Annotated in this window: 22 protein-coding genes and 1 pseudogene; 14 read left to right on the forward strand and 9 right to left on the reverse strand. The window is 47.8% G+C overall.

The genetic code is table 11. From position 1 onward, the window contains the following. The first annotated feature begins 36 nt into the window (after positions 1–36). Both creD and CJA_RS06890 read left to right on the forward strand, forming a co-directional pair. On the forward strand, positions 37–1,383 hold the full coding sequence (gene creD / locus CJA_RS06885) for a cell envelope integrity protein CreD (protein WP_012487042.1): 1,347 nt from the start codon (positions 37–39) through the stop codon (positions 1,381–1,383). A 1-nt stretch (position 1,384) separates the two neighbouring features. Continuing rightward, positions 1,385–1,588, forward strand: coding sequence for a hypothetical protein (locus CJA_RS06890; protein ID WP_041551239.1), 204 nt, complete (start codon positions 1,385–1,387; stop codon positions 1,586–1,588). Between the two features lie 61 nt (positions 1,589–1,649). Here the strand turns inward: CJA_RS06890 and mgrA are convergent, their stop codons facing one another. Next, positions 1,650–2,669 carry an L-glyceraldehyde 3-phosphate reductase gene (mgrA, locus tag CJA_RS06895; RefSeq protein WP_012487043.1) on the reverse strand — a complete coding sequence of 340 codons (1,020 nt, stop codon included), beginning with the start codon at positions 2,667–2,669 and terminating at the stop codon, positions 1,650–1,652. A gap of 100 nt (positions 2,670–2,769) precedes the next feature. Continuing rightward, the gene (locus tag CJA_RS06900) at positions 2,770–3,180 is read right to left on the reverse strand and encodes an MAPEG family protein (protein WP_012487044.1); all 411 of its coding nucleotides are present in this window, start codon (positions 3,178–3,180) and stop codon (positions 2,770–2,772) included. Between the two features lie 241 nt (positions 3,181–3,421). Between CJA_RS06900 and fabV the strand changes: the two genes are divergently transcribed. The 9 genes from fabV to CJA_RS06945 all read left to right on the forward strand — a co-directional run bounded on the left by fabV (position 3,422) and on the right by CJA_RS06945 (position 12,537). Beyond that, positions 3,422–4,594: an enoyl-ACP reductase FabV gene (fabV, locus tag CJA_RS06905; RefSeq protein WP_041551241.1), complete on the forward strand. Its 1,173-nt coding sequence runs from the start codon at positions 3,422–3,424 to the stop codon at positions 4,592–4,594. A gap of 64 nt (positions 4,595–4,658) precedes the next feature. Further along, entirely contained in the window at positions 4,659–5,564 is a 906-nt protein-coding gene (locus tag CJA_RS06910; RefSeq protein WP_012487046.1) for an acyltransferase, read from the forward strand. A gap of 110 nt (positions 5,565–5,674) precedes the next feature. After that, positions 5,675–5,899 (forward strand): DUF2789 domain-containing protein, encoded by a 225-nt coding sequence (locus CJA_RS06915; protein ID WP_012487047.1) that lies wholly within the window; start codon positions 5,675–5,677, stop codon positions 5,897–5,899. 226 nt (positions 5,900–6,125) lie between these two features. Further along, positions 6,126–6,905: a DUF481 domain-containing protein gene (locus CJA_RS06920; RefSeq protein WP_012487048.1), complete on the forward strand. Its 780-nt coding sequence runs from the start codon at positions 6,126–6,128 to the stop codon at positions 6,903–6,905. 74 nt (positions 6,906–6,979) lie between these two features. Beyond that, a complete protein-coding gene (locus tag CJA_RS06925; RefSeq protein WP_012487049.1) occupies positions 6,980–7,897 on the forward strand; it encodes a lipid A biosynthesis lauroyl acyltransferase in 918 nt (305 codons plus the stop codon). A 445-nt stretch (positions 7,898–8,342) separates the two neighbouring features. Then, entirely contained in the window at positions 8,343–9,110 is a 768-nt protein-coding gene (locus tag CJA_RS06930; protein WP_041551243.1) for a hypothetical protein, read from the forward strand. A gap of 123 nt (positions 9,111–9,233) precedes the next feature. Beyond that, entirely contained in the window at positions 9,234–9,770 is a 537-nt protein-coding gene (locus tag CJA_RS06935) for an NYN domain-containing protein (RefSeq protein WP_012487051.1), read from the forward strand. 199 nt (positions 9,771–9,969) lie between these two features. Next, positions 9,970–11,526: an IS1182 family transposase gene (locus CJA_RS06940; RefSeq protein ID WP_012487053.1), complete on the forward strand. Its 1,557-nt coding sequence runs from the start codon at positions 9,970–9,972 to the stop codon at positions 11,524–11,526. Positions 11,527–11,694: 168 nt separating this feature from the next. Continuing rightward, complete coding sequence (locus CJA_RS06945; protein WP_012487054.1) at positions 11,695–12,537, forward strand: hypothetical protein; 843 nt, start codon at positions 11,695–11,697, stop codon at positions 12,535–12,537. Between the two features lie 9 nt (positions 12,538–12,546). Here the strand turns inward: CJA_RS06945 and CJA_RS06950 are convergent. From CJA_RS06950 to CJA_RS18630, 3 genes and pseudogenes are all read right to left on the reverse strand, one after another. Then, a pseudogene (locus CJA_RS06950) lies at positions 12,547–13,368 on the reverse strand (IS3 family transposase); the annotation flags it as partial. 232 nt (positions 13,369–13,600) lie between these two features. After that, positions 13,601–14,791: a glycosyltransferase gene (locus tag CJA_RS06955; RefSeq protein WP_012487056.1), complete on the reverse strand. Its 1,191-nt coding sequence runs from the start codon at positions 14,789–14,791 to the stop codon at positions 13,601–13,603. Positions 14,792–14,803: 12 nt separating this feature from the next. Further along, positions 14,804–15,553 (reverse strand): hypothetical protein, encoded by a 750-nt coding sequence (locus tag CJA_RS18630; RefSeq protein WP_049765418.1) that lies wholly within the window; start codon positions 15,551–15,553, stop codon positions 14,804–14,806. Between the two features lie 390 nt (positions 15,554–15,943). On the opposite strand from CJA_RS18630, the gene CJA_RS06965 reads away from it, so the two are divergent. After that, positions 15,944–16,690, forward strand: coding sequence for a SapC family protein (locus CJA_RS06965; protein WP_012487058.1), 747 nt, complete (start codon positions 15,944–15,946; stop codon positions 16,688–16,690). 107 nt (positions 16,691–16,797) lie between these two features. Here CJA_RS06965 and CJA_RS06970 read toward each other — a convergent pair whose 3' ends face one another. From CJA_RS06970 to CJA_RS06980, 3 genes are all read right to left on the reverse strand, one after another. Next, positions 16,798–17,115 (reverse strand): HPF/RaiA family ribosome-associated protein, encoded by a 318-nt coding sequence (locus CJA_RS06970; protein ID WP_238526841.1) that lies wholly within the window; start codon positions 17,113–17,115, stop codon positions 16,798–16,800. A 207-nt stretch (positions 17,116–17,322) separates the two neighbouring features. Next, complete coding sequence (locus tag CJA_RS06975) at positions 17,323–18,177, reverse strand: IS3 family transposase (protein ID WP_012486017.1); 855 nt, start codon at positions 18,175–18,177, stop codon at positions 17,323–17,325. Further along, positions 18,174–18,473, reverse strand: coding sequence for a transposase (locus CJA_RS06980; RefSeq protein ID WP_012486016.1), 300 nt, complete (start codon positions 18,471–18,473; stop codon positions 18,174–18,176). The genes CJA_RS06975 and CJA_RS06980 overlap by 4 nt, the downstream gene beginning before the upstream one ends. Positions 18,474–18,630: 157 nt before the next feature. On the opposite strand from CJA_RS06980, the gene CJA_RS06985 reads away from it, so the two are divergent. Next, on the forward strand, positions 18,631–19,560 hold the full coding sequence (locus tag CJA_RS06985) for a TIGR01777 family oxidoreductase (RefSeq protein WP_012487061.1): 930 nt from the start codon (positions 18,631–18,633) through the stop codon (positions 19,558–19,560). Between the two features lie 147 nt (positions 19,561–19,707). Next, positions 19,708–20,187, forward strand: a complete 480-nt coding sequence (locus CJA_RS06990; protein ID WP_012487062.1) for an Hsp20 family protein — start codon at positions 19,708–19,710, stop codon at positions 20,185–20,187. Between the two features lie 50 nt (positions 20,188–20,237). On the opposite strand, the gene CJA_RS06995 is transcribed toward CJA_RS06990, so the two are convergent. Continuing rightward, complete coding sequence (locus CJA_RS06995; protein WP_012487063.1) at positions 20,238–21,245, reverse strand: GlxA family transcriptional regulator; 1,008 nt, start codon at positions 21,243–21,245, stop codon at positions 20,238–20,240. Positions 21,246–21,270 lie beyond the last annotated feature (25 nt).

The following is a 21,270-nucleotide window of genomic DNA, read 5'->3' on the forward strand; positions in this document are numbered from 1 at the left end:
TGAAAATGCTCCCTGAATATCACCAGGGAGCCTGCTATGAAACATCCACTGCTTTATAAAACCCTCGCTATTGCACTATTGATGTTATTGCTGTTGATTCCGCTGGGGATGATCCGCAGCTCTATTGATGAGCGACAGCACTACAGCGAAACCGTTGCGCAGGAAATCGCGCGCAGCTCCAGCGATGCCCAGACCCTGACAGGGCCGGTTCTGGTGGTGCCCTACACCAAAACGGAAAAATACTGGGCACTGAACGAACAAAATGAATCGGTATGGCGAAAACGCGAGGTCAGTGGTGAACTGTATTTTTTACCGGAGCTGTTGCAAGTTAATAGTGAGATGAGTACCGAGCTGCGCCAGCGCGGTATTTATAAGGTCAACCTCTACCATGCCGATACCCAGATTGAAGGGCAGTTTCGTATACCGGCTGACTGGGGATTGGGTAATGCCCTGGCGGATTACCAACTGCAACCGGCTTATCTGGCGATGGGTATCAGCGATATCCGCGGCATTAAAAATTCACTCAAACTGCACTGGGATGAGGTCGAGCAAGAGGTTGATCCGGGTAGCCAGGTAAAAATCCTGGGTGAAGGCGTCCACAGCAAACTGCCGGCCATTACCCTGGATAAAACCATCGCGTTCCGGTTGGATATCCTGTTACAGGGCACCGGCAAATTCAGCCTCGTACCGGTGGGCAAAGAGACGCGCCTCAACCTGGTTTCCGCGTGGCCACACCCCAGTTTTATCGGTGATTTCTTGCCAGCTGATCGCCACATCCACGCCCAGGGGTTTAGTGCCCAGTGGCAGACCAGTTATTTCTCAACCAATATGGCGGAGCATTTTTCGCGCTGCACACAACACAAGGATTGCCAGGGCTTTGAACGCACCCGTTTTGGTGTGAGCCTGATCGACCCGGTTAACCACTATGTCAAAAGCGATCGCGCCATTAAATATGCGCTGCTTTTTATCGTGCTGACGTTTGCCGGGTTCTTTTTATTTGAGGTGATGAAACGCTTGCAGGTACACCCGGTGCAATATGCCCTGGTGGGCCTGGCACTGGCGTTTTTCTATCTGTTATTGCTGTCCCTGTCCGAGCATCTGGATTTTGGCTGGGCCTATCTGCTGTCGGCGGCGGCCTGTGTTGGCCTGATCGGTTTCTATGTGTGTTTTGTATTGCACAGTATTTGGCGCGGATTGGGTTTTACATCCGGCCTGGCCACCTTGTATGCCCTGTTGTACGGTTTATTGAGTGCCGAGGATTACGCCTTGTTAATGGGCTCGCTCCTGTTATTCGGTTTGCTGGCCGGGTTTATGGCACTGACTCGCCGGGTGAATTGGTATGCCGTGGGTATGGGTAATAACAAAGCTCAGGGAGGTGAGTGAGATGCTCACCCTGCTAATGTCCGCACTGATTTTGGTTGCGCCTGTGCTATTGGCCTGTGTGGTGTTGGTATACGCCTGGCAGCGGGGATTCTGGGGGCGGTTATGTTTGCTGGTATGCTTTACCGGGTTTGCTGTCCAGGCGCATTCGCTCATGTATCCCGCCCAGGATTTAACACATAAATACGCGCAGATATTGTCCCGTTGATAGCAAAAAGCCGGCGTTGATGCCGGCTTTTTTTAGGAAGTGGGAGGTGATGTGATGTCTTTCACTGTGACGCAGCGATCGCATCAATCTGTGCCAGCTCTTCCGTCGAAAAATGCAGGTTATTTAATGCGGCGACAGAGTCGTCAATCTGGCTTGCGCGACTGGCACCAATCAGGCAACTGGTAACCGCCGGGTTGTGCAAGGTCCAGGCAATCGCCATTTGCGCCAGGGATTGGCCGCGCTGTTCGGCGATACGGTTGAGTGCATTCACCTTTTCAATTTTTTCGGGGGTAATGTCCTTGTTGTTCAGGTAAATCAGCTCCGGGCGTGCCGCGCGCGAATCGGCCGGAATACCCTGGAGGTATTTGTTGGTCAGTACGCCCTGTGCCAGGGGTGAAAACACAATGGAGCCAACCCCCTCATCGAGCAACACATCGGTTAAACCCTTTTCAATCCAGCGATCAAACAGGTTATAGCGCGGTTGGTGGATTAACAGCGGTGTACCCAAATCGCGCAGGATGCGCACCGCCTCGCGGGTTTGTGCCGGTTGGTAGCTGGAAATGCCCACGTAGAGCGCGCGACCGGAGCGCACGATGTAATCCAGTGCCTGCATGGATTCTTCGATTGGTGTTTCCGCATCCATACAGTGGTGATAAAAAATATCGAAGTAATCCAGCCCGGTACGTTTCAGGCTTTGGTCGCAACTGCTCACCAGGTATTTGCGTGAGCCGCCCTTGCCGTAAGGGCCGGGCCACATGTCGTAACCGGCTTTGCTGGAGATAATCAACTCATCGCGATAGTGCGCAAAATCCTGTGCGTAAATTGCCCCAAACGTTTGTTCAGCCGAGCCGTAATGGGGTCCGTAATTGTTGGCCAGGTCAAAATGGGTAATGCCCAGGTCAAACGCGCGGCGCAACATATGGCGTGCATTACTTTGCGAGTCGACCGCACCAAAATTTTGCCAGAGCCCGAGCGAGAGTTTGGGTAATTTCAAGCCGCTGCGACCACAGCGCTGGTATTGCATGGTTTTGTAGCGCTCGGGGTTGGCAGCGTAGAGGGGATTGGGTTCGTGCGTAATCATAGGAATATCCGGGGGTTAGTAAATCGCAAGCATTTTAGTAGAAAGGCATCACCATTGAGTAGAAAGATGCCTCTGTGCCTTGTTAAGAAGCGTTGGGCATTTATGCCTGTTGAATATGATTAATCAGTAAGATAATCCAAATCGCCAATACACAGAGGTTGCTTGCCAAAAAGGCACGCATGCGGGTAATGACGTTGTTGTGGGTCAAGTGGATCCAACTGTGCCAGGCACGGATGAGTACAAACAACCAACCGAGGATGACCAGGGCCAGGCTTTCCTGGTTTTTAGCAACGGCAATGCAGCCGGCGGCATAAAAAAGCACGGGGATTTCAAACAGGTTGGTGTAGTTGCGCGAGGCCTGGATGATAGCGTCCGGAACATTATCACTCTGGTTAAGCCGGAATTGGCTCAACCTGACCTGACCGGATTTCACTGCCCTGATACGCAAAAATAACAGGCGGCCAGCAACGGCCAGGGTGAGTAAAATCATGCCAAACATAGGGTAGAGCATAGTAATATCCTTCTATTAACTATTTGATTTTAAATAAAAAATGGTGTTTTGGCGGCAGTGGCACTGTTTTCTCGCCATGACCGCACTATAATGGCCGCCTTTTGGTTGTCCCGCTACCGGCCTGCGCTATTCCCGGTGGTGTTATTCGCTAACTCACGCTAACGAGATTCGCTTGCCAGAACCATCGCCTCTTAATAAGGGAACACAGGGCCGGCGAAACTCCCGACTACAAGGTAGCCTCATGATTATCAAACCCAAAGTACGCGGTTTTATTTGCACCAATGCGCATCCGGTAGGCTGTGCGGCCAATGTACAGGAACAAATTGCTTACACCCAGCAAAAAGGATCTATCGCCAATGGCCCCAAAAAGGTACTGGTCTTGGGCTGCTCCACTGGCTACGGTTTAGCATCGCGTATTACGGCTGCCTTTGGTTCTGGCGCTGCCACTCTGGGGGTTTGCTTTGAAAAAGAGCCCAGTGAAACCAAAACCGGTACTGCAGGTTACTACAACACGGCCGCCTTTCACGACGCGGCTGCTGCTGCCGGTTTGTATGCCCGCACCCTGAACGGCGATGCCTTCTCCGATGAGTGCAAGGCACAAGTGATTGATGCCCTCAAGCAAGACCTGGGCAAGGTTGACCTGGTGGTCTACAGCCTGGCTGCGCCGCGTCGCACCGATCCCAAGACCGGTGAAGTTTATTCTTCGGTGCTCAAGCCTATCGGCAAGTCCTACACCGCCAAAAACCTCAATACCGATACCCTGAAAATTGCCGATGTCACGGTTGAACCTGCCTCTGCGGAAGAGATCGCCAACACGGTTAAAGTCATGGGCGGCGAAGATTGGGAATTGTGGATCGAAGCGCTCAAGCAAGCCGATTTACTGGCAGACGGTTTTAAAACCGTAGCCTACACCTACCTTGGCGACAAACTGACCTGGCCAATCTATGGCCATGCCACCATCGGCAAGGCGAAAGAAGACCTGGATCGCGCCGCCAAAGCCCTGAGCGCCACATACCAGGGCGATGCGCGTGTGGCTGTACTCAAGGCCGTTGTCACCCAGGCGAGCTCGGCAATTCCGGTGATGCCGCTCTATCTGTCGATCCTGTTTAAAGTGATGAAAGAGCAGGGCAGCCACGAGGGTTGTATCGAGCAAATCCAGCGCCTGTTCACGGAATGTATTTACTCAGGTAATCCTCGCCTGGATAGCGATGGCCGCTTCCGCGTGGATGAACTGGAATTGGAGCGCAAGGTTCAGGAAGTGGTGGAAAGTATCTGGCCACAAGTAACCGAAGAAAACCTGTTCGAGATTACCGATCACAAAGGTTACCGCGATGAATTCCTCAAGCTGTTTGGCTTTGGAGTCGCCTCCGTGGATTACGATGCGGATGTCTCCCCACAAGTTAAGCCCTTTTAACCCGATACCGACAGGCAATACAAAAAGCCCCCCGTGGGCTTTTTGTTTTTGAGGCGCGATAGCCATGACTATCCTCAAGCATGTGCGCGGTGTGCTGCTGACCGCCATTTTCTCCACCACCATTATTCTGGTTACCGCTCCTATTGTGGTGTTGGCACTGCTCAAGTTGCTCACCCCGGTTCCAGCCTGGCGCCAGGCATTTAATCCCTGGCTGGATGGCATTGCCGATTGCTGGATTCGTGTGAATAACTGGCAGCAAGCAAAACTGCTACCCGCTCATCTGGTGATTGAGGGCGATGTGCACTTGCGCCGCGATGAATGGTACATGTTGGTTGCCAACCACCAGTCCTGGGTGGACATCCTGGTGTTGGTGCGGGTGTTTGGTATCGATATTCCCGGTGTGAAGTTTTTTTTCAAACAGAGTTTGCTGTGGATTCCTATCTTGGGGCTTGCCCTCTGGGGATTGGATTTCCCCCATATGCGTCGTTACTCGCGCGAACAGATAGCGCGCGACCCTTCGTTAAAAGACAAAGACCGCGCCCGTGCGCGCAAGGCCTGTGAGCGTTTCCGCCATCACCCGGTCACCATTATCAATTTCATGGAAGGGACGCGCTTTACCCCGGCTAAACATGCTGCGCAACAATCCCCCTATCGCCATTTGCTGATGCCCAGAGCGGGTGGTATTGCTTCGACCTTATCCGCCATGAATGGCCAACTGCACCAGTTGCTGGATGTCACCATTGCCTATCCATCGGGTATTCCTACTTATTGGGAGTATGTGTGTGGCGATGTGAAAGAAATTCGTGTGCATCGCCGGCAATTGCCCATCGGCGATGAATTGCTGGGCAATTACGATAAGGATGAAACCTATCGTGTAAACTTCCAGCAATGGGTCAATAGGCTCTGGCAAACAAAAGATGACCGCCTGGATAAGATGTTGCAGCAAGGTGTATCCACTTCCCTGAAATAACAGGTATTCTAATTATCTTCACCGCCTGGCCCTGGCCAGGGCGGTGAGTGGGGTACCGGCCAGTCCGGTGGACAACCCGGAGCACCCGTTGTATCACGTAGGAGGGCAGCATGTTTTACACGCTCAACGATCTTTTTGCCAAATTAGGTCTTCCCAACTCTTCCGCTGCGATTGATGCCTTTATCGAAAAGCATCGCCCGCTCCCCCAGGCCGAGCCATTAGCCAGCGCGCCCTTCTGGACTGCCGAACAGGCCGCCTTTTTACAGCAGGCCCGCCAATCCAGCTCCGACTGGGCCGAAGTCGTGGATGAGCTCAACTGCTTGTTGCGCGACTAACAGCCTCCTATCCGTCAACGGCCAGCCATAGCCCTATGGCTGGCCGTTTTCTTTAGAATTCAACAACATAGCTATTTACCGATTTGCCTTTGCCACGGTTAGGCGCTATGGTTTGCCCTCGGGACAGCGATACTGCTGCCCATTACTTACCCAGGCCGTGTCCAGGTAAACCCGATTTCCCGTGGAATTGGACTGATTTTCCGCCGGCCCTTCAAAGGAATCCGTTATGCCTACTACCAAACACCTGCTGTTATCCCTCTCCATGCTAACCGCTGCGGCTATTGCCCCCTGCCTCCAGGCAGACGAAGGCGCGCCAGGCCCCGGCTGGAAAGTAGAGGTGGACCTTGGTCTTATCAATACCTCCGGCAATACCGAAACCACCAGTCTGCAAGGCAAGATCGACGCCCGCCAAACCCTGGAAAAGTGGGAGAACCAATACATCCTCAGCACCCTGTTTAAAGAAGACCAGGTCACCAAGGATGATGGCAGCAAGTCCAAGGAAAAAACCGCAGAGAAGCATTTTGGCTCGCTCAAATCTGCCTATTTACTCGGGGTGGAAAAATCCTACCTGTTCGGTTATGTCTCCTATACCGATGACAAATTCGGTGCCTATCGCACCTACACCACCGTGGCCATGGGTTATGGTGATTGGCTCTATTCCACACCCAAACTGCAATGGTTTGTAGAAGCCGGTCCGGGTTATTTCGAAGGTAAAAAGCCGGACGCCGATAATCCGGATTCCTACATCATCGAGTCGGGTGCCATCCTGCGTGCGGCGACCGAACTGTTGTGGAAATTCAGTTCCAATGCGGAATTCAAGCAACTGCTCAGTGTGGAATCCGGTTCGGACAACACGCGAACCATCAGCGAATCCTCCGTAGCCGCCAGCCTGACCAACGCTATGAAAATGAAGGTAGGCGTTAATATCGCCAATGACACTGATGTGGCGCCCGGCAAGAAAAAAACCGATACCACCACCTTTGTTAACCTGGTCTACAGCTTCTAGGGATTAAGGTCTCCAACCCGGGCGGGCAGCGTATAATGTCCGCCTTTTAATATCGCCTTTTTTTGACCTGATCTATGAGTTCACCCCAATTCACCCGCGCATTACTGGCTCCCCGTCACTGGCCCTCCTGGATTGGGGCAGGCATCTGGTTTTTGATGGCGCAATTACCTTTTCGGGTTCAATGGTGGCTGGCCAAACTGCTGTGCCCTCTGTTGTATCTTAATAAAAAACGTATCCACATGGCGCGCACCAACTTGCGCCTGTGCTTCCCCGACAAAACCGAGGCGGAGCGCGAACAGCTGTTAAAGGAAAACCTGTTTTCCACTGCCATGGCCGTCTTCGAAACCGGCATCGCCTGGTTCTGGCCCAAGTGGCGCCTGCGCCGGTTATTCACCATCACCGGTGTTGAACACGTGGAGCAAGCCAAACAGGAAGGGCAGGGCGCATTACTGTTGAGCCTGCACTTCACCACCCTGGATATCGGCAGCGCCATGCTCGGCCAATACGTCAATTACGATGGCATGTACAGCCCGCACTCCAACCCGGTGTACGATTATTTGCAGAAGGTGCGCCGCGAAGCCTACTGCAAAGGCGGCACCGCCATCAGCCGCGACAACCTGCGCGCCATTGTCAACCAACTGCGCAAAGCGCGCATGATCTGGTACGCCCCCGACCGCGACCTCGGCCCCAAGGCATCCATCTTCGTCCCCTTCTTTGGCGTCCCCACCGCCACAGTAACCGCCACCGCACAATTCGCGCGCATGGGCCGCGCCAAAATTATTCCCTTCACCCAATACCGCCGCGCCGACGGCAGCGGCTACGATGTGGTGATTCATCCCGCGTTTGACAACTACCCCACCGGCGACGACTACGCCGACGCCCGCCGCGTCAATGAATTTATGGAAACCGAAATCCTCAAACACCCGGAACAATATTTCTGGGCGCAGCCGCGTTTCAAAACGCGGCCGGAGGGAGAGGAGAAGGTTTATTGATGCTTGTGCGGTTTTGAAAGGGGACTCCAAACATCTATATATCTGCCGAAACAGTCCGCAGTAATGCGGGCTGTTTTTTTATGAGCCTGAGACCGCTGCTTTATATCAAGGCTGCCGGTAAATAGTGGTTACTGTTTGTTATAAAACATAATGTAATACTTCGTCATAAGTGATTGATAAAAAAGGGATTTGTACAATGATGTGCCCCGGTACTGTTAAATTGGCTGTCTGTATATGTAAACCATGGGTGTATCTATAATGAGTGAATTAGCAAGGAAACTTTTCGCCTTTTATCCGCTGTTAGTTGAGGATAAAGTGCTATAAGCCTGTAATAGCGGGTAATTTGACGGTATGGTATAAATCTCAATCAAAAACTTAGACGGAAACTTTCCGGGATGTTATACGGAAACTTTCCGTCTAATAACAATGTTAGCTTGGAGTGTTAATGAAGAAGATATCCACGCAGAAAATCTTGATAATTTTTCTCCTGATTTCTATAGTCCTTGTTGGTGCATTAGAGTTTATTTTTGCTGAATCAAAAGAGTTATTTACTGGCGGTGCAAAACTTTCAGATCTCACAACTAACTTGTGTTTGGCGTACATATCTGGATACTTCTTTTATCTTGTTACCGTGGTGGTTCCAAAAAAAATTGAAAGAGAACATGTTGAAGAGCACATAGCACATTTAACTAATAGGCTTTTAAGTGACATACTTTTTATAATGCAGCACGCAACAAATTCAAATATATCGCAAAAATCATTGAAGACAGAGTGTCTAACTGCAGAATCCTTTAGGGCTGCAGCAAAAAATGTATTCATGGACAATGATGTAATTCCTTTAAGCGGAAGTAAACACGGGCGCCCATTGAAAGTTGGCGAAGCCGTTTCTCATACTATCCAAGAATTACAAAATACAATAAACGAGCTATTTAAGTATTCTCCTTTTCTTGAAACAGAGCTTATATCTCTAATGAGCGCTGCTTCAAGAAATGTTTTAAATGAAAGCTGGGTAAATTCTCTAAATATGGTTCCCTTGCATGTTGACAATATGGTGTTGGCTGCAGAACGAAGAGATGTGTCCGGATATGCAGATTGTCTCTATGAGTATCACAATTTGTATAGGAATATCGCTAATATTCTTACTAAAGAATACAAAGGCACAGTAGTGGCAAAAAAATATATTGAAAATATTGAGGCTCTTAAAAATAGCTAACAAAGCAATCAACCGGATGGTTTTCAAGTTGCATTTTTGCAATTCCGCTTCGCTCCATTTTATGGCAAAAGTGCAACTTAAAAACCACCGTTTATCGCGGCGTTAGCTAAAAAGGAGAAATAAATGGCGAATTTACTTTACGTCGATAATTCAAATGTATGGATAGAAGGTATGCATGTTGCGGCCTTTGCAAGTGGAATGGTTCCTGATGTATGGACTGCGGTTAAAGGCAACGTCTGTGACCATAGCTGGAAATTAGACTTTGGTAAATTATTCCAGTTTGCCGGCGGAGAGAAAGCGGAGGTTAGAAAAGCTGCCTTGTTTGGCTCTCGCCCGCCAAAAAATGACTCGCTTTGGGTTGCAGCACAAAAAAATGGCTTTGAAGTTACAACCTATGATCGCAATGTTGCAAATGCGGAAAAGAAAATTGACACCGACATTGTGGCAACAATGATCGAAGATTCATATGAAATATTACAGCCTGGAGACGAAGTTACGTTGGTTTCTGGTGACTCTGACTATGTGCCAGCAATTGAAAAATTGAAAAAGCGTGGAATTGCTGTCCATGTAGTGTTCTGGAAGCATGCTGCTCGTGAACTTAAAGAAGCAGCAAGTACCTTTACAGAATTAGACCCGTATCTTGACCATTTAAAAAGGTAAAGCTAACAAAGTGCTGCAACTCGCGCACTTCGTGCGCTGGACAGTTTGTAATTCGCGGCTTTGTGGTTTTGCTGCGCAAAAGTAATCCACAAAGCCACGAATTACAAACTGCCGTTGAGCACGGCGTTGAAGTTGTAGAAAAACTCCTAAAAATAGTGATTTTTTGATAAAATTCGGTATCGTTTCAAGGAGTAGCGCCATGCCAAACTTCAAAAAATACAGCTATAGCCAAAGCGCAATGGTGGTTATTAATTTTGAAGAGCAATTACAGCCAGGCACTTTCGAATTTACCCTTCATAAATTAATCGACAACCATATCGACCTGTCGGCTTTCTACGAAAAGTACAGCAACGATGGCGGTGGGCGTACAGCTTACGACCCTGCCATTTTGCTCAAAATCATCTTGTTTGCGTACTCCAAGGGCATTACCTCCAGCCGCGACATTCAGTGGCAATGCGAGCACAATATTATTTTCAAAGCCCTCTCCTGCGATTCCGTCCCCCACTTCACCAGCATTGCCAGCTTTGTCAGTAGCTATCCGGATGCGATTGAATCGGTTTTTACACAAGTAATACTGGTGTGCGACCAACATGGCTTACTGGGACATGAACTCTTTGCCATTGATGGTTGCAAGATATCTTCTAATGCCGCCAAGGAGCACTCCGGAACCTTGGATGAGCTGGCTCAAAAGCGAGAAAAGATCAGCCGCAAAATCCGCACCTGCTTGAAAGAACACAAAAAACTGGATGGCCGAAAACCCAACGAGCGAGACCGCAAGCAGCAACTCGCTAAAGCAACCGACACCCTGAAAAAAGAATTCGAGCGGATAGATAAGTTCCTAAAGACAGCAACCCCACGGATGGGGCAAGGTAAAAAACCAAAGGAAGTGAAGAGCAATATTACCGACAACGAATCAGCCAAAATGACTACCAGCAAAGGTACCATCCAGGGTTACAACGGCGTAGCCGCCGTTGATAAGAAGCATCAGGTTATCGTTGACGCCCAGGCTTTTGGTGAAAGTCAGGAACACCACACATTAAAGCCGGTTCTGCATAGCATACAGACGCGTTACCAAAAGATGGGGATCTGCGACGACATCCTAAAATCCAATGTGATCATTACAGCGGATACGGGGTTTTCCAATGGTGCTAACGATGAGTACCTTAAAGAAGAAGGTATCAATGCATATATTCCGGATAACCAATTTCGCTCAAGAGACAAGATGTTTGACCATCAAAAAGAGAAACATGGTAAGCGCCATCAAGATAATGTGAAGGGAGTAAAAGGCGTTATTCCGGCCTCGGAATTTATTTTTGACCTGCAACGAAAAAGCTGTAAGTGTCCGGCAGGGAAGGACATGTGGCTGAAACATGAATACCGTCAAGGGCCTGGTCGAATGCAATTGTATTTTGAGGGTAAGCTAACGGATTGTCGTCACTGTCCCCTCAAGCATGAATGCATGCGTAATCCTTCGTCAGCCGATAGCCGCGAAGGTCATGGGCGTCAGGTATCCAAAACGTTTTCGATTCATGCCAATGCGACAGACTGGATGAAGCGTCGGATTGATAGCAAACAAGGAAAAGCTATTTACGGTCATCGCATGTCGACTGTGGAGCCGGTTTTCGCCAATATTTGCGCGAATAAACAGCTGAATCGATTTTCGTTACGAGGAAAACGCAAGGTGCAAGGTCAATGGCAGTTATATTGTTTGGTACATAACATCGAAAAGTTAATGAATTACGTGAATGTGGGTTAATCCACAGAGTTATTCACATCGAATTCATTCGACTGCGGATAATGGGTGATTATGTTAAGGGGTTGTGGTTAAATACTGGCCAGGTAATAATTTCAATTTTAGCTGCTGGATAACGATCTCTAAAAATCGTTTTTCTACAAGCTCGTTATACCCATATAAATTCTGACCATGTATAAAAAAATAAAGAACATAGTAATCGAAAAAGCTGTCTCTGAGTTTTCAGGGTACGCTCTGCATGACCAGTTTTATAAAGCTGGAATGGCATCATTTTGGTTATATATGGCTATTGCAACTGTTACTCTAATTTCGCTTGGTCAGGAACATGTAGATATAGTTGTTAAGGTTTTTGTATTTATAATAATGTGCACATGCACCATTGGAGCAGCATTAGAATTTTGGGCCCCTATTAAATCCCTTTTCGATAAAACATGGTTTAAATGGGGGCTAGGTGCTATCTCTATATTGGTATATAAATATTCAGAATCACAGTCTGATGATTTTATAAATCAATTTACAGGAATAGATCCATCTCTATTGCCATTTTCATCGTCAGTGCTATCAGTTGTTTATCTGCCGTACTCTTGGCTTGTTACGGTATCGTTCGTCCTTTCTTTTTATGTGATATTTCATTGGTTCTTTATTCCTTTTGAAAAACCATCAAGTGAACGAACTCTTGATGGTTTTAAGTATGCCATGAGGTTTATGGGGTTGATGGTAATATTCATAGTTGCTAACAATTCTGTAAGATTCTTTGAGGACCCAAACTCCTTTGCATCTATGCTGGCAAAAGAAATCGTTTTAAAAACAGAATATTTCCCTAGGTCACATTGCATAAACGTGTCGGACAATCAGCTTTCTGCAGATATAGGTAGAGGCTATATATCGGTCTTTGATCAAAATAGTGGTGTTTTTTATACAGTTCAATGTGACCTAGGTATAACAAATCAATCAACTACGCGCCTGTCGGCGCCGGATGCGCAAAAAACGCGCGCTGATCTTGTACCACTTTAGTGGATACCTTTAAGCACACAGTTTTTCATACTCCACTGGCGATTGGTAGCCCAGCGAAGAATGTAACCGCTCACGATTGTAGAACTCAATGTATTCTACAATGCGCGCCACCGCCTCAATCTCATGCTCGAACTGCTCTGGGTGAATCAGCTCCGCCTTCATCGTGTGGAAGAAAGATTCCACTCTGGCGTTATCCAGGGGGTTGCCCTTTCTACTCATGCTGCGCACCATGTCGGCCTGCTCAACCAGATCACGGTATTCGTGAGCAGCATATTCAATGCCCTGATCAGAATGAAAGATACAGCCCGACCGGGGTGCATGCCGAGACAATGCCATTCTAAGCGCGCTCTTGGTCAACTCAGCATTCCGCTTTCGACTGAATGACCACCCTACAATGCGACGGCTGTACAGGTCCATGACAACCGCATGGTAGAGCCAACCCGAGTGCGTCTTGATATACGTAAAATCGCCCGCCCATTGGGCCCTGGTAGCGGTTGCTTTGCCTGCTTCGCTCAGCTGATTGCCTGTTGATGAATAGAGCTCATGCTGACCAGGACGCCATGCGTACAAGCCGGTTGTAGAGGCCTTGATACCCAACTCCCGCATCAACCGATTAATGCGTCGCACACTGCATGCCAAGCCTTGTTGCCTCAAGTATCTGTGCATTCTGGGTGCACCGTAGGCTTTTCTATGCCCTTGATGGGCTTCTCGAAGGGAGGCCTTTAACACCTGATCCTGTTGATGCCTGGCACTTTCCTGTCGGCACTTCCACGCATAATATCCACTGCTGGACACGCCATACATTGCGCACAGCTTTTGAACACTCCTGCCATCACGGTTCTTCTCACTGGGTCATCTTTGATTTGTTGCCCAAAATCCGTGCGTTATTGGAGCTTTGCGGCGTTCAGAATTTGTATATGGATAATCCTGAGGATAGCGAATGTTAGTGGTGAGAGAATAGAGTATTATTCTTAAAGTAGGCACTTTTATTGCTGCCGGCCTTAACAATTATCCGATGAATTGAATGGTTGCTGAAATTTAATGCCTAATTGGTTATGTATTTTTATATTAGTTTTTTAATAATGCTAATGATCATATTGAATGAATCTTCGGGTGTTTGTTGTTTGGCTGTTTCAGAAAATATTTGGCATCTTTCCTTGTGCTTTGTTACCTGTGAAAAAAAATCAATTATTTTATTTTCTACATCTATGGACGGGGTATTTTGATCAAGCATAATGCCCAATCCCATGTGTTCAATGGTTTGCGCGGTATGGCGTTGCTCGATTTGGGTTGGCGCTATAATTAAGGGCTTGCCGTAATAAAGTGCCGTATTAACGACCCCTTTACCGCCATGGCAAATAATAATATCGGCTTGTTGCGTGGTGGTGGTTATATCGTATGGCTGCTTGCTAATAATAATGGGAAGCCCTTTATATTTATGAGTATCTTCATCTTTACATCCCGAATAAAAGCAGAGTGTTTTGATGCCGATTGATGTTAATGCATTCAGTATATTTTGTGATTGCTCTTTCCCGTGTTTTAAGTAGGCAAACGCCTTAACTGACATGCCGGGAGGCCATTGTGGACTTGCGAAGCTATCAATGCCTGGGAGTGTGGGGGTATAGGTAACGTCCTGCCTATAAGGTTTATAGATATCCATTTCCTGATAGCTGCTTAATATTGTGCTGTTAACCTGATAAATATCGCTGAGCTTTTCTATCGTCCTGGATTGTATCGAAGTTAATACAGTATTAATTGTGGAAACCACATGGTTATTAATTTGTTCGGCTTTGTGAGCGTTGAACGGAAGGCCTGGACAAATATTGACTATATCTGATCCTGGCGCCGGGGTGATGAACGGGTTGCTGATAATGACAGAGGGGCATTCCCATGTCCTGGCTGCAATCAGTGCTGAGGGGGCGTGGTCAAATACAATAAGATCAGGTGATACTAATTTAAGTAGGGTGATCCATCCGTCAACCAAGCCTTTTAGATGCGATGCTTTGTCATAGCCCTTATAAAATAGGATTTCTGCATGTGTTTCTGACCTCGGGAGTCGCTGAGGTGTTTTTAGCCAGATCGGTGCTTGAATGAAGTGCACGTTAAGCGGCCAAATAATATCCCTGATTTTACTCAGATCCTTTACGGCAAAGTACACATTAAAATGTGTGCTTAGATACGTAATAATGGGATGAGCTTGGCCAATGTGCCCATAATCATCTCCCAGTTCCCAGCAGAATAAAATGGTTTTCATAGAGAGACTCTATTAAAAAGAGGGTAGTTCTTTAATCAATTCCATGATTTTTTCATAGAGTGAATCGTCCAGTTTTGTATTCTCATATGTGCTGTCTCTGAATGTTAAACTCATATTGGCTGCGTATATGGGTGATTCCAGTTTTTTTAAGTACGAGTTAATAAGATCCTGATCCTTATTGTAAAAGGAATACAATAAAAATGGGCTAAATAATGAGACCCCTTTTAGTTGCGGTAATAAATGGGATATCCCCGTTAGGAATTTTGTTCCTATCTCCGTATGTGCCATAGGGGCTTTTTTGTGTTTTATTATTTTTATGCAGGCATCACGGTAATATTTTAGAAAAAAATTTTCTTTATTGAACACAAGGATAGCATTATTAACTCTTTTGGAAAAAGATGGCTGCCTGTTCTCTGCGTCTACCCATAGTTCTGCTGTTAACCAAAAATTGCTGGTGTTGGGGATGATAAAGCGGGACGGATGTGGAATATATAGGTCTGCATCCATCCATATTACTTTGTCCCAACCGCTATTGAGGTACTGATCTGCAAATTCCAGCCTTGCCAAATCAGACATGATATGGCGCTGACGCTCAACGCTGTCCGCAAACCATGTGGGTACAACCTGGAAAAAACTGTCGTCAATAAATTGATACTCATAACCTTGGGTTGCTGCCCAGTTTTGTACAGAGGTCATGCAGGTGGTTAGCCAGGAGGGAATATTGTGGGTTCGGAAGGATTGATACACCAACGTTTTGGTCATGTATGCCTCGGTAATTATTAGGGCTGCGTTTATCTTAGCATGGTGTTGACAGGTGTCCTGGCGTGTTTGTTTTTTAACCTTTTTGTTGGGGCCTGGTCCGGAATCCATTGGTTAGATATTGGGCAATAGCTAAGGTGATGGGTTTTAATTTATTGATTTTTATATGTTTTTTTGCTTTGCGGAGCGGTGGTTAGGTAAAGGGCATGGCTATGCTTACCTCTTGTGAGATTCCGTTGGATAGTGATACAGTCCGGCACCTGTTCGGTGTAGCTGATAGCACTAATGACGCGCTTGTGAGCGGTTTGCCTGCTTATCGAATATGCGTAGAAATCCTATTGAGGTAACGCTTGGTTTAACGATTTGGGTCACAATAACGACGAGGTATCCTCCGTGGCAAAACAATTAATGATTTATGACAATATTCAGCCATTATCTTCAGAGACTCATCGTCAATGGTCGGTAGCGGTAGAGGATTACAGCTTTGTATCGCACATGATTTCTGCTCCTGTCCTGGCGACAGAGATTCCTTTTGCGGCGGGTGAGTTTCCTGTCGTTTTCTCTGCTACCCAGCGTGAAGGAGAATATATTCCCTTGGCGTTGATGGGTTTGAAAGAAAATGAAAACCTCTTTTTGAATGAAAAAGGACAATTCAAATCGCGTTATATTCCTGCATTTATTCGCCGTTATCCCTTTATCCTGGGGGGGGATAAGGGAAATGACTCTATGGCACTGTGCATTGACGTGGATAGTAAAGCGGTTATTAAGGACGGCAGCAAAGGTCGTCGTTTGTTTGATGACAAGGGTGAACAAACGGAACATTTGAAAGAGGTAGTGGAGTTTCTTAAGGATTACCACTTCCGCGCTGAAATGACCAAGGCCTTCTGCACTCGCTTACACGAATTGGGTTTACTGGAGCCGATGCAAGCCAATATCAAATTGAAAGGTGCAGAAGAGACCAATTTGAACCTGACGGGTTTTTATGTGGTGAAGCGCGAAAAATTGAAGGCTATCAGTGATGCGGATGCCCTTGACCTGTTTAAGCGCGATGGTCTGGAGTTGATATATAGCCACTTGCAATCTCTTTCCAGTTTTAATGATTTAATTCGATTAATGTCGGATAAGATCAAGCCTGCCTGATTGCATTGCCAGCCATAAAAAAGCCCGCATATGCGGGCTTTTTTATGGAGTCGAGTTCTCATTATCAGGGTAAGCCCCTGTCCGGTATAGAAGATGTGATGTGAGGGCTAGCGACTGTTTCGCTGGCGAGCAACCAGTTGCTTGATTTTGCGCTCTGCGCTGGAGAAGGCGTCACGAACGGCAACATGGATGGATTCGTCATCCTGGGTAATGGCGAGTGGATGCCCTTTAAAGTCCAGCTCAATCGACGCGCGATATTGTTTACCTTTGTGTTTGTGGTGGTGGGGGGTGTCAAGCACTACACGGCTGTGGACAATCTGGTCGGTAAAGCGGGAAAGTTTTTCGAGTTTCTTGAGGATGATTTCGTTAAGAGCGGCGGAAGAGTCTAAATCGCGGTATACAACGTCGACAGCAGGTTTCATCATAAACTCCTTAACGTTTATATATGAGGGGGATAAGGCTACCCGGGTCATATTTCGGGTTTTTGTCGACCCTCACTACTTATATTGATAGCTATTGTCCAAATATCAAGTTTTCTGAAGAATTTCTTAATAACGTTTTATTCTCGATCGATGAGTTTCAGCTATTTAAGGGGAATAGGTTGTAGTGGTCAACAAAAACCGGACAAAAAGTTAAGCACACTTTTCAAATTCAATCGGGCTTTTGTAGCCCAGAGTTGAATGTGGTCTTCGCGAGTTATACCAGGTCACAATATAAGCTCGCACATCCCGAATCGCATCTTCTCGATAGCGATATAAATTATCCCTGATCCACTCCCGTTTCAGGCTGCTAAAGAAGCGCTCCACAACAGCATTGTCCCAACAATTTCCCTTGCGGCTCATGGAACACACAATACCGTGTTGCTTCAATGAAGCCTGATACTTCAGGCTCGCATATTGCGAACCACGATCCGAGTGGTGGATGAGTCCCGCCGATGGCTTGCGCATATTCACCGCCATCATCAATGCACGGATCACCAGCGATTTCGTTTGCCGTTTATCCATGCACCAGCCAACAACCCGCCGCGAATACAGGTCAATCACCACCGCCAGGTACAGCCATCCTTCCACTGTCCAAATATAAGTAATGTCAGCCGCCCAGGCTTGATTCGGTGTAACCGGATTGAACTGCCGATCAAGTATATTCTCCGCTACCGGCAATTTATGGTTGCTGTTGGTGGTAATGCGAAACTTACGCTTCTGTTTAACTACCAGCCCCCGCTTTTTCATCAGTCGTCGTACCCGATACCGCCCCGCCGCAAAACCTTGGGCCTGTAATCGCCGCGCCATGCGTCTGCTGCCCATGCTGCTGTTGGATTCAACAAACAATGCGCGCATGCAGGTTTCAAGCCTCTGCTGTTCCGGATCAGGCTTATCCTGTTGCTGTCCCAGCCACTCGTAATAACGACTGCGACTGACACTTAGCATGCGACACAAGTGTTTTACCCGGCAGCGCGAAGCATGCTCTCGAATAAACGCAAATCTCACCGCATATGCTTCGCGAAGTAGCTGCTGGCTTTTTTTAAAATATCATTGTCCAGTTGTAGCTCGCGCACTTGTTTTTCAAGTTCACGGATACGTTTTTGCTCGGGGGTCATCCCGGCTTTTCCCTGATAATCACTAAAAGGCTGAGCTTCATGCTCTTTTAGCCAGCGGCGTAGCATATTGTGATTGATATCCAGATGGGCCGCTGCCTCACCTATACTGAAGCCTTGATCCCGAACCAGGGCGATAGCTTCAAGTTTGTATTCAGGCGTATATTTCTTTCGTGTTTGCTTGGTCATAGGACACCTTGATGTTTTACGGTATTATCCGCTTAACTTGGTGTCCGGTCTAATTAGACCACTTCAGGTATTAAGGATGGTGATTAACTCCATAATACGTCTGTGAACTGCTTCTATAGTAATGGGGTATTTTCTGTAATTTATGTGGGGGGCAAGTATGAGCTATCCACCCGTCGGGAAAAATAACCGAGTCTTAGTGACCGGGGGCTCAGGCTTTATCGGTGCTGCCCTGTGCAAGTTGTTATTGCTCAGGGGGTATCAGGTTTGGGTATTGTCGCGGCATCCGGAGAGGGTTCGACCACGCCTGGATGCTGCTGTCCGGTTGGCATCCAGTCTTGAGGATCTGGGGGCTGTCGATTTTGGCGCAATTATCAATCTGGCTGGTAAGCCCATGGCCGAGTCTCGCTGGAGTACGGCAGTGAAGCAGGCTTTGCGCGATAGTCGAATTGACCTGACCTATGCATTATTGGCCTGGTGCCAGGAGCGGCAGCAGTTTCCCCCGGTACTGATTAATGGCAGTGCTATTGGGATTTATGGCAATGGCGCTGACCGTATCCTGACCGAAAGTTCGCCAACAGGTGATGATTTTGCGGCACGTTTGTGTGCAGACTGGGAGGAGGCTGCCGCTGGCTTTGCAGCCCATGGGGTGCGTGTCTGCATGTTGCGCACTGGCGTCGTATTGGACAGGGAGGGCGGCGCCCTGGCCCGAATGTTGCCGGCTTTCCGTTGGGGGTTGGGTGGCAGGCTGGGGACTGGTGAGCACTTTATGTCCTGGATTCATCGCCAGGATTTGTTACAGATAATTATTCGTTTGCTGGAGGATGAAAGCCTATCCGGGGCGTTTAATGCAACAGCTCCGGAGGCTTGCCGCAATAGGGATTTTACTCGCCAGTTGGCGGAGTGTTTGCATCGTCCTGCGATTTTCCCTATGCCGGCACCCATTTTGCGTTTGTTATTTGGTGAGTTTGCAGATGGGCTTTTATTGGCTAGTCAGCGAGTGCACCCTGAACGCCTTTTGCAAATTGGATTTACGTTTTCCTATCCTGGGTTGAAGGATGCCTTTTCGGCCATTTTGAAAAAAGTATAAATTATTGTGCGGGTACCTCTTGAAATCTGTAGTGCCCAGCCTTACATCATTTTAGCGCGATTGCTCTATAGAGGATCGCGCTAGACATGGCCTGATCAACAACTGATAGGCTCCACTTATATATTGCTCTGATGTGAGGATATACCTATGCGTAATTTTGATTTTTCTCCCCTGTATCGCTCTGCTATTGGTTTTGATCGTATGGCCAATATCCTGGATAGCTTGTCGCGTGCAGAGCAGAACCAACCCAGTTATCCCCCTTACAACATTGAGTTGACCGGCGAGGATAAATATCGCATTACCATGGCGGTTGCCGGTTTTGCCCAAAGTGAATTGAATATCGAAGTCAATCACAACCATTTGATTGTGTCTGCCAATAAGCAGCCTGAGCAACAAGAGCGTACCTATTTACACCAGGGTATTGCTGCGCGCGGTTTTGAGCGTCGTTTCCAACTGGCGGATCATGTGCAGGTACTTTCTGCCCAGTATGAAAATGGTTTGTTGCACGTTGACCTGCAGAAGATTATCCCTGAGTCATTGAAGCCGCGTACTGTACCTATTTCTGTATCGGCTTCTTCCGATCGTCTGGTCGCTGAACAGGCAAAGAATGATCCGGAAGCTGCCTGATTGCTGTAGCCAATTAAAACAAAACCCCGCCAGTGCGGGGTTTTGTTTTTTTAATCAGTCCGAAATAATTTTCTACGCACGGTTTTTCGATATTCATTGGGTGAAGTAGCCAGGTGTTTTTTGAAGAGTTGGGTGAAATAACCCGCGTCCTGGTATCCGATTTTATCAGCAATCTCCCCCAGGGAGAGGTTGCTGGTTTTCAGCAGGTCGCGAGCGGTATTGATGCGGATTTCCTGTAGGAATGTTAATGGCGTTTTACCCAGTGCATTTTTAAAGCGGCGATTCAATGTGCGCAAACTCATACCAAAACGCTCGGCTACCTGCGGCATGTGAATATCGCGATGGTAATTATCCTGTAGCCAAATTTGGATCTGGGTGATTTCTTCATCCGGATGGGGGTTATCAGTTTTGTCAAAATAACCGCTATTTTCATAGGATTGACGTATCTCGTGGGAGAAGTGCCTTTCTACATGGCTGGCGATGGTTTTGCCAAAGAAACGCTGGATAAAGTGAACCGTCAGGTCTGCCAATGAGTTAACACTGGCTGCACAATAAAGGTTGCCTGCCTGGGTTATAAAATGCTGCCGCTTTAGGTGTACCCGTGGGTAATCCTTGTGGAATTGGTCAAAGTAATGCCAGTGGGTTGTCGCGGCCTTGTCATCCAATAAACCCGCTTCTGCCAGGAAGCAGCACCCTGTCCCTACGGCACTGATGATGGCCCCGTTGTGGTATTGCGCCCTTAGCCAATCCAGGGTGGCCCGGTGTTGCTTAACAATGGGGCGGGGATTGCGCCACAGGCCCGGGATGTAAATAAGGTCCCAGGATTTGTCATCGTCAATACTAAAGTCCGGCTGCCAGCTAATGCCGGTTCTGGTGGTTACCTGATCGCGTGTTTGTGCCAGGGTACTGATGTTCAAGTGATGCTGTACCTCCGGTGGCAGCATGGTGTTTACCGCACTGTCGGCTGCCAGCAGCATTTCCATGGGGAGTGCACTACTGGTAGCCAGCATGCGCTCACACAGGAAAAAGCCAATATCGATGGTCTGTTTGTTAGGCATTAGATGGTTACTCCATTTTGGCCAA

Origin of the sequence: Cellvibrio japonicus Ueda107 (assembly GCF_000019225.1) — a bacterium.
GTDB lineage: Bacteria > Pseudomonadota > Gammaproteobacteria > Pseudomonadales > Cellvibrionaceae > Cellvibrio > Cellvibrio japonicus.

What these genes read in the sequence shown, in the direction of transcription:
- creD (WP_012487042.1), top strand. Translation starts at nt 37, where the DNA reads ATGAAACATCCACTGCTTTATAAAACCCTCGCTATTGCACTATTGATG.
- CJA_RS06890 (WP_041551239.1), top strand. Translation starts at nt 1,385, where the DNA reads ATGCTCACCCTGCTAATGTCCGCACTGATTTTGGTTGCGCCTGTGCTA.
- mgrA (WP_012487043.1), bottom strand. Translation starts at nt 2,669, where the DNA reads ATGATTACGCACGAACCCAATCCCCTCTACGCTGCCAACCCCGAGCGC.
- CJA_RS06900 (WP_012487044.1), bottom strand. Translation starts at nt 3,180, where the DNA reads ATGCTCTACCCTATGTTTGGCATGATTTTACTCACCCTGGCCGTTGCT.
- fabV (WP_041551241.1), top strand. Translation starts at nt 3,422, where the DNA reads ATGATTATCAAACCCAAAGTACGCGGTTTTATTTGCACCAATGCGCAT.
- CJA_RS06910 (WP_012487046.1), top strand. Translation starts at nt 4,659, where the DNA reads ATGACTATCCTCAAGCATGTGCGCGGTGTGCTGCTGACCGCCATTTTC.
- CJA_RS06915 (WP_012487047.1), top strand. Translation starts at nt 5,675, where the DNA reads ATGTTTTACACGCTCAACGATCTTTTTGCCAAATTAGGTCTTCCCAAC.
- CJA_RS06920 (WP_012487048.1), top strand. Translation starts at nt 6,126, where the DNA reads ATGCCTACTACCAAACACCTGCTGTTATCCCTCTCCATGCTAACCGCT.
- CJA_RS06925 (WP_012487049.1), top strand. Translation starts at nt 6,980, where the DNA reads ATGAGTTCACCCCAATTCACCCGCGCATTACTGGCTCCCCGTCACTGG.
- CJA_RS06930 (WP_041551243.1), top strand. Translation starts at nt 8,343, where the DNA reads ATGAAGAAGATATCCACGCAGAAAATCTTGATAATTTTTCTCCTGATT.
- CJA_RS06935 (WP_012487051.1), top strand. Translation starts at nt 9,234, where the DNA reads ATGGCGAATTTACTTTACGTCGATAATTCAAATGTATGGATAGAAGGT.
- CJA_RS06940 (WP_012487053.1), top strand. Translation starts at nt 9,970, where the DNA reads ATGCCAAACTTCAAAAAATACAGCTATAGCCAAAGCGCAATGGTGGTT.
- CJA_RS06945 (WP_012487054.1), top strand. Translation starts at nt 11,695, where the DNA reads ATGTATAAAAAAATAAAGAACATAGTAATCGAAAAAGCTGTCTCTGAG.
- CJA_RS06955 (WP_012487056.1), bottom strand. Translation starts at nt 14,791, where the DNA reads ATGAAAACCATTTTATTCTGCTGGGAACTGGGAGATGATTATGGGCAC.
- CJA_RS18630 (WP_049765418.1), bottom strand. Translation starts at nt 15,553, where the DNA reads ATGACCAAAACGTTGGTGTATCAATCCTTCCGAACCCACAATATTCCC.
- CJA_RS06970 (WP_238526841.1), bottom strand. Translation starts at nt 17,115, where the DNA reads ATGATGAAACCTGCTGTCGACGTTGTATACCGCGATTTAGACTCTTCC.
- CJA_RS06980 (WP_012486016.1), bottom strand. Translation starts at nt 18,473, where the DNA reads ATGACCAAGCAAACACGAAAGAAATATACGCCTGAATACAAACTTGAA.
- CJA_RS06985 (WP_012487061.1), top strand. Translation starts at nt 18,631, where the DNA reads ATGAGCTATCCACCCGTCGGGAAAAATAACCGAGTCTTAGTGACCGGG.
- CJA_RS06990 (WP_012487062.1), top strand. Translation starts at nt 19,708, where the DNA reads ATGCGTAATTTTGATTTTTCTCCCCTGTATCGCTCTGCTATTGGTTTT.
- CJA_RS06995 (WP_012487063.1), bottom strand. Translation starts at nt 21,245, where the DNA reads ATGCCTAACAAACAGACCATCGATATTGGCTTTTTCCTGTGTGAGCGC.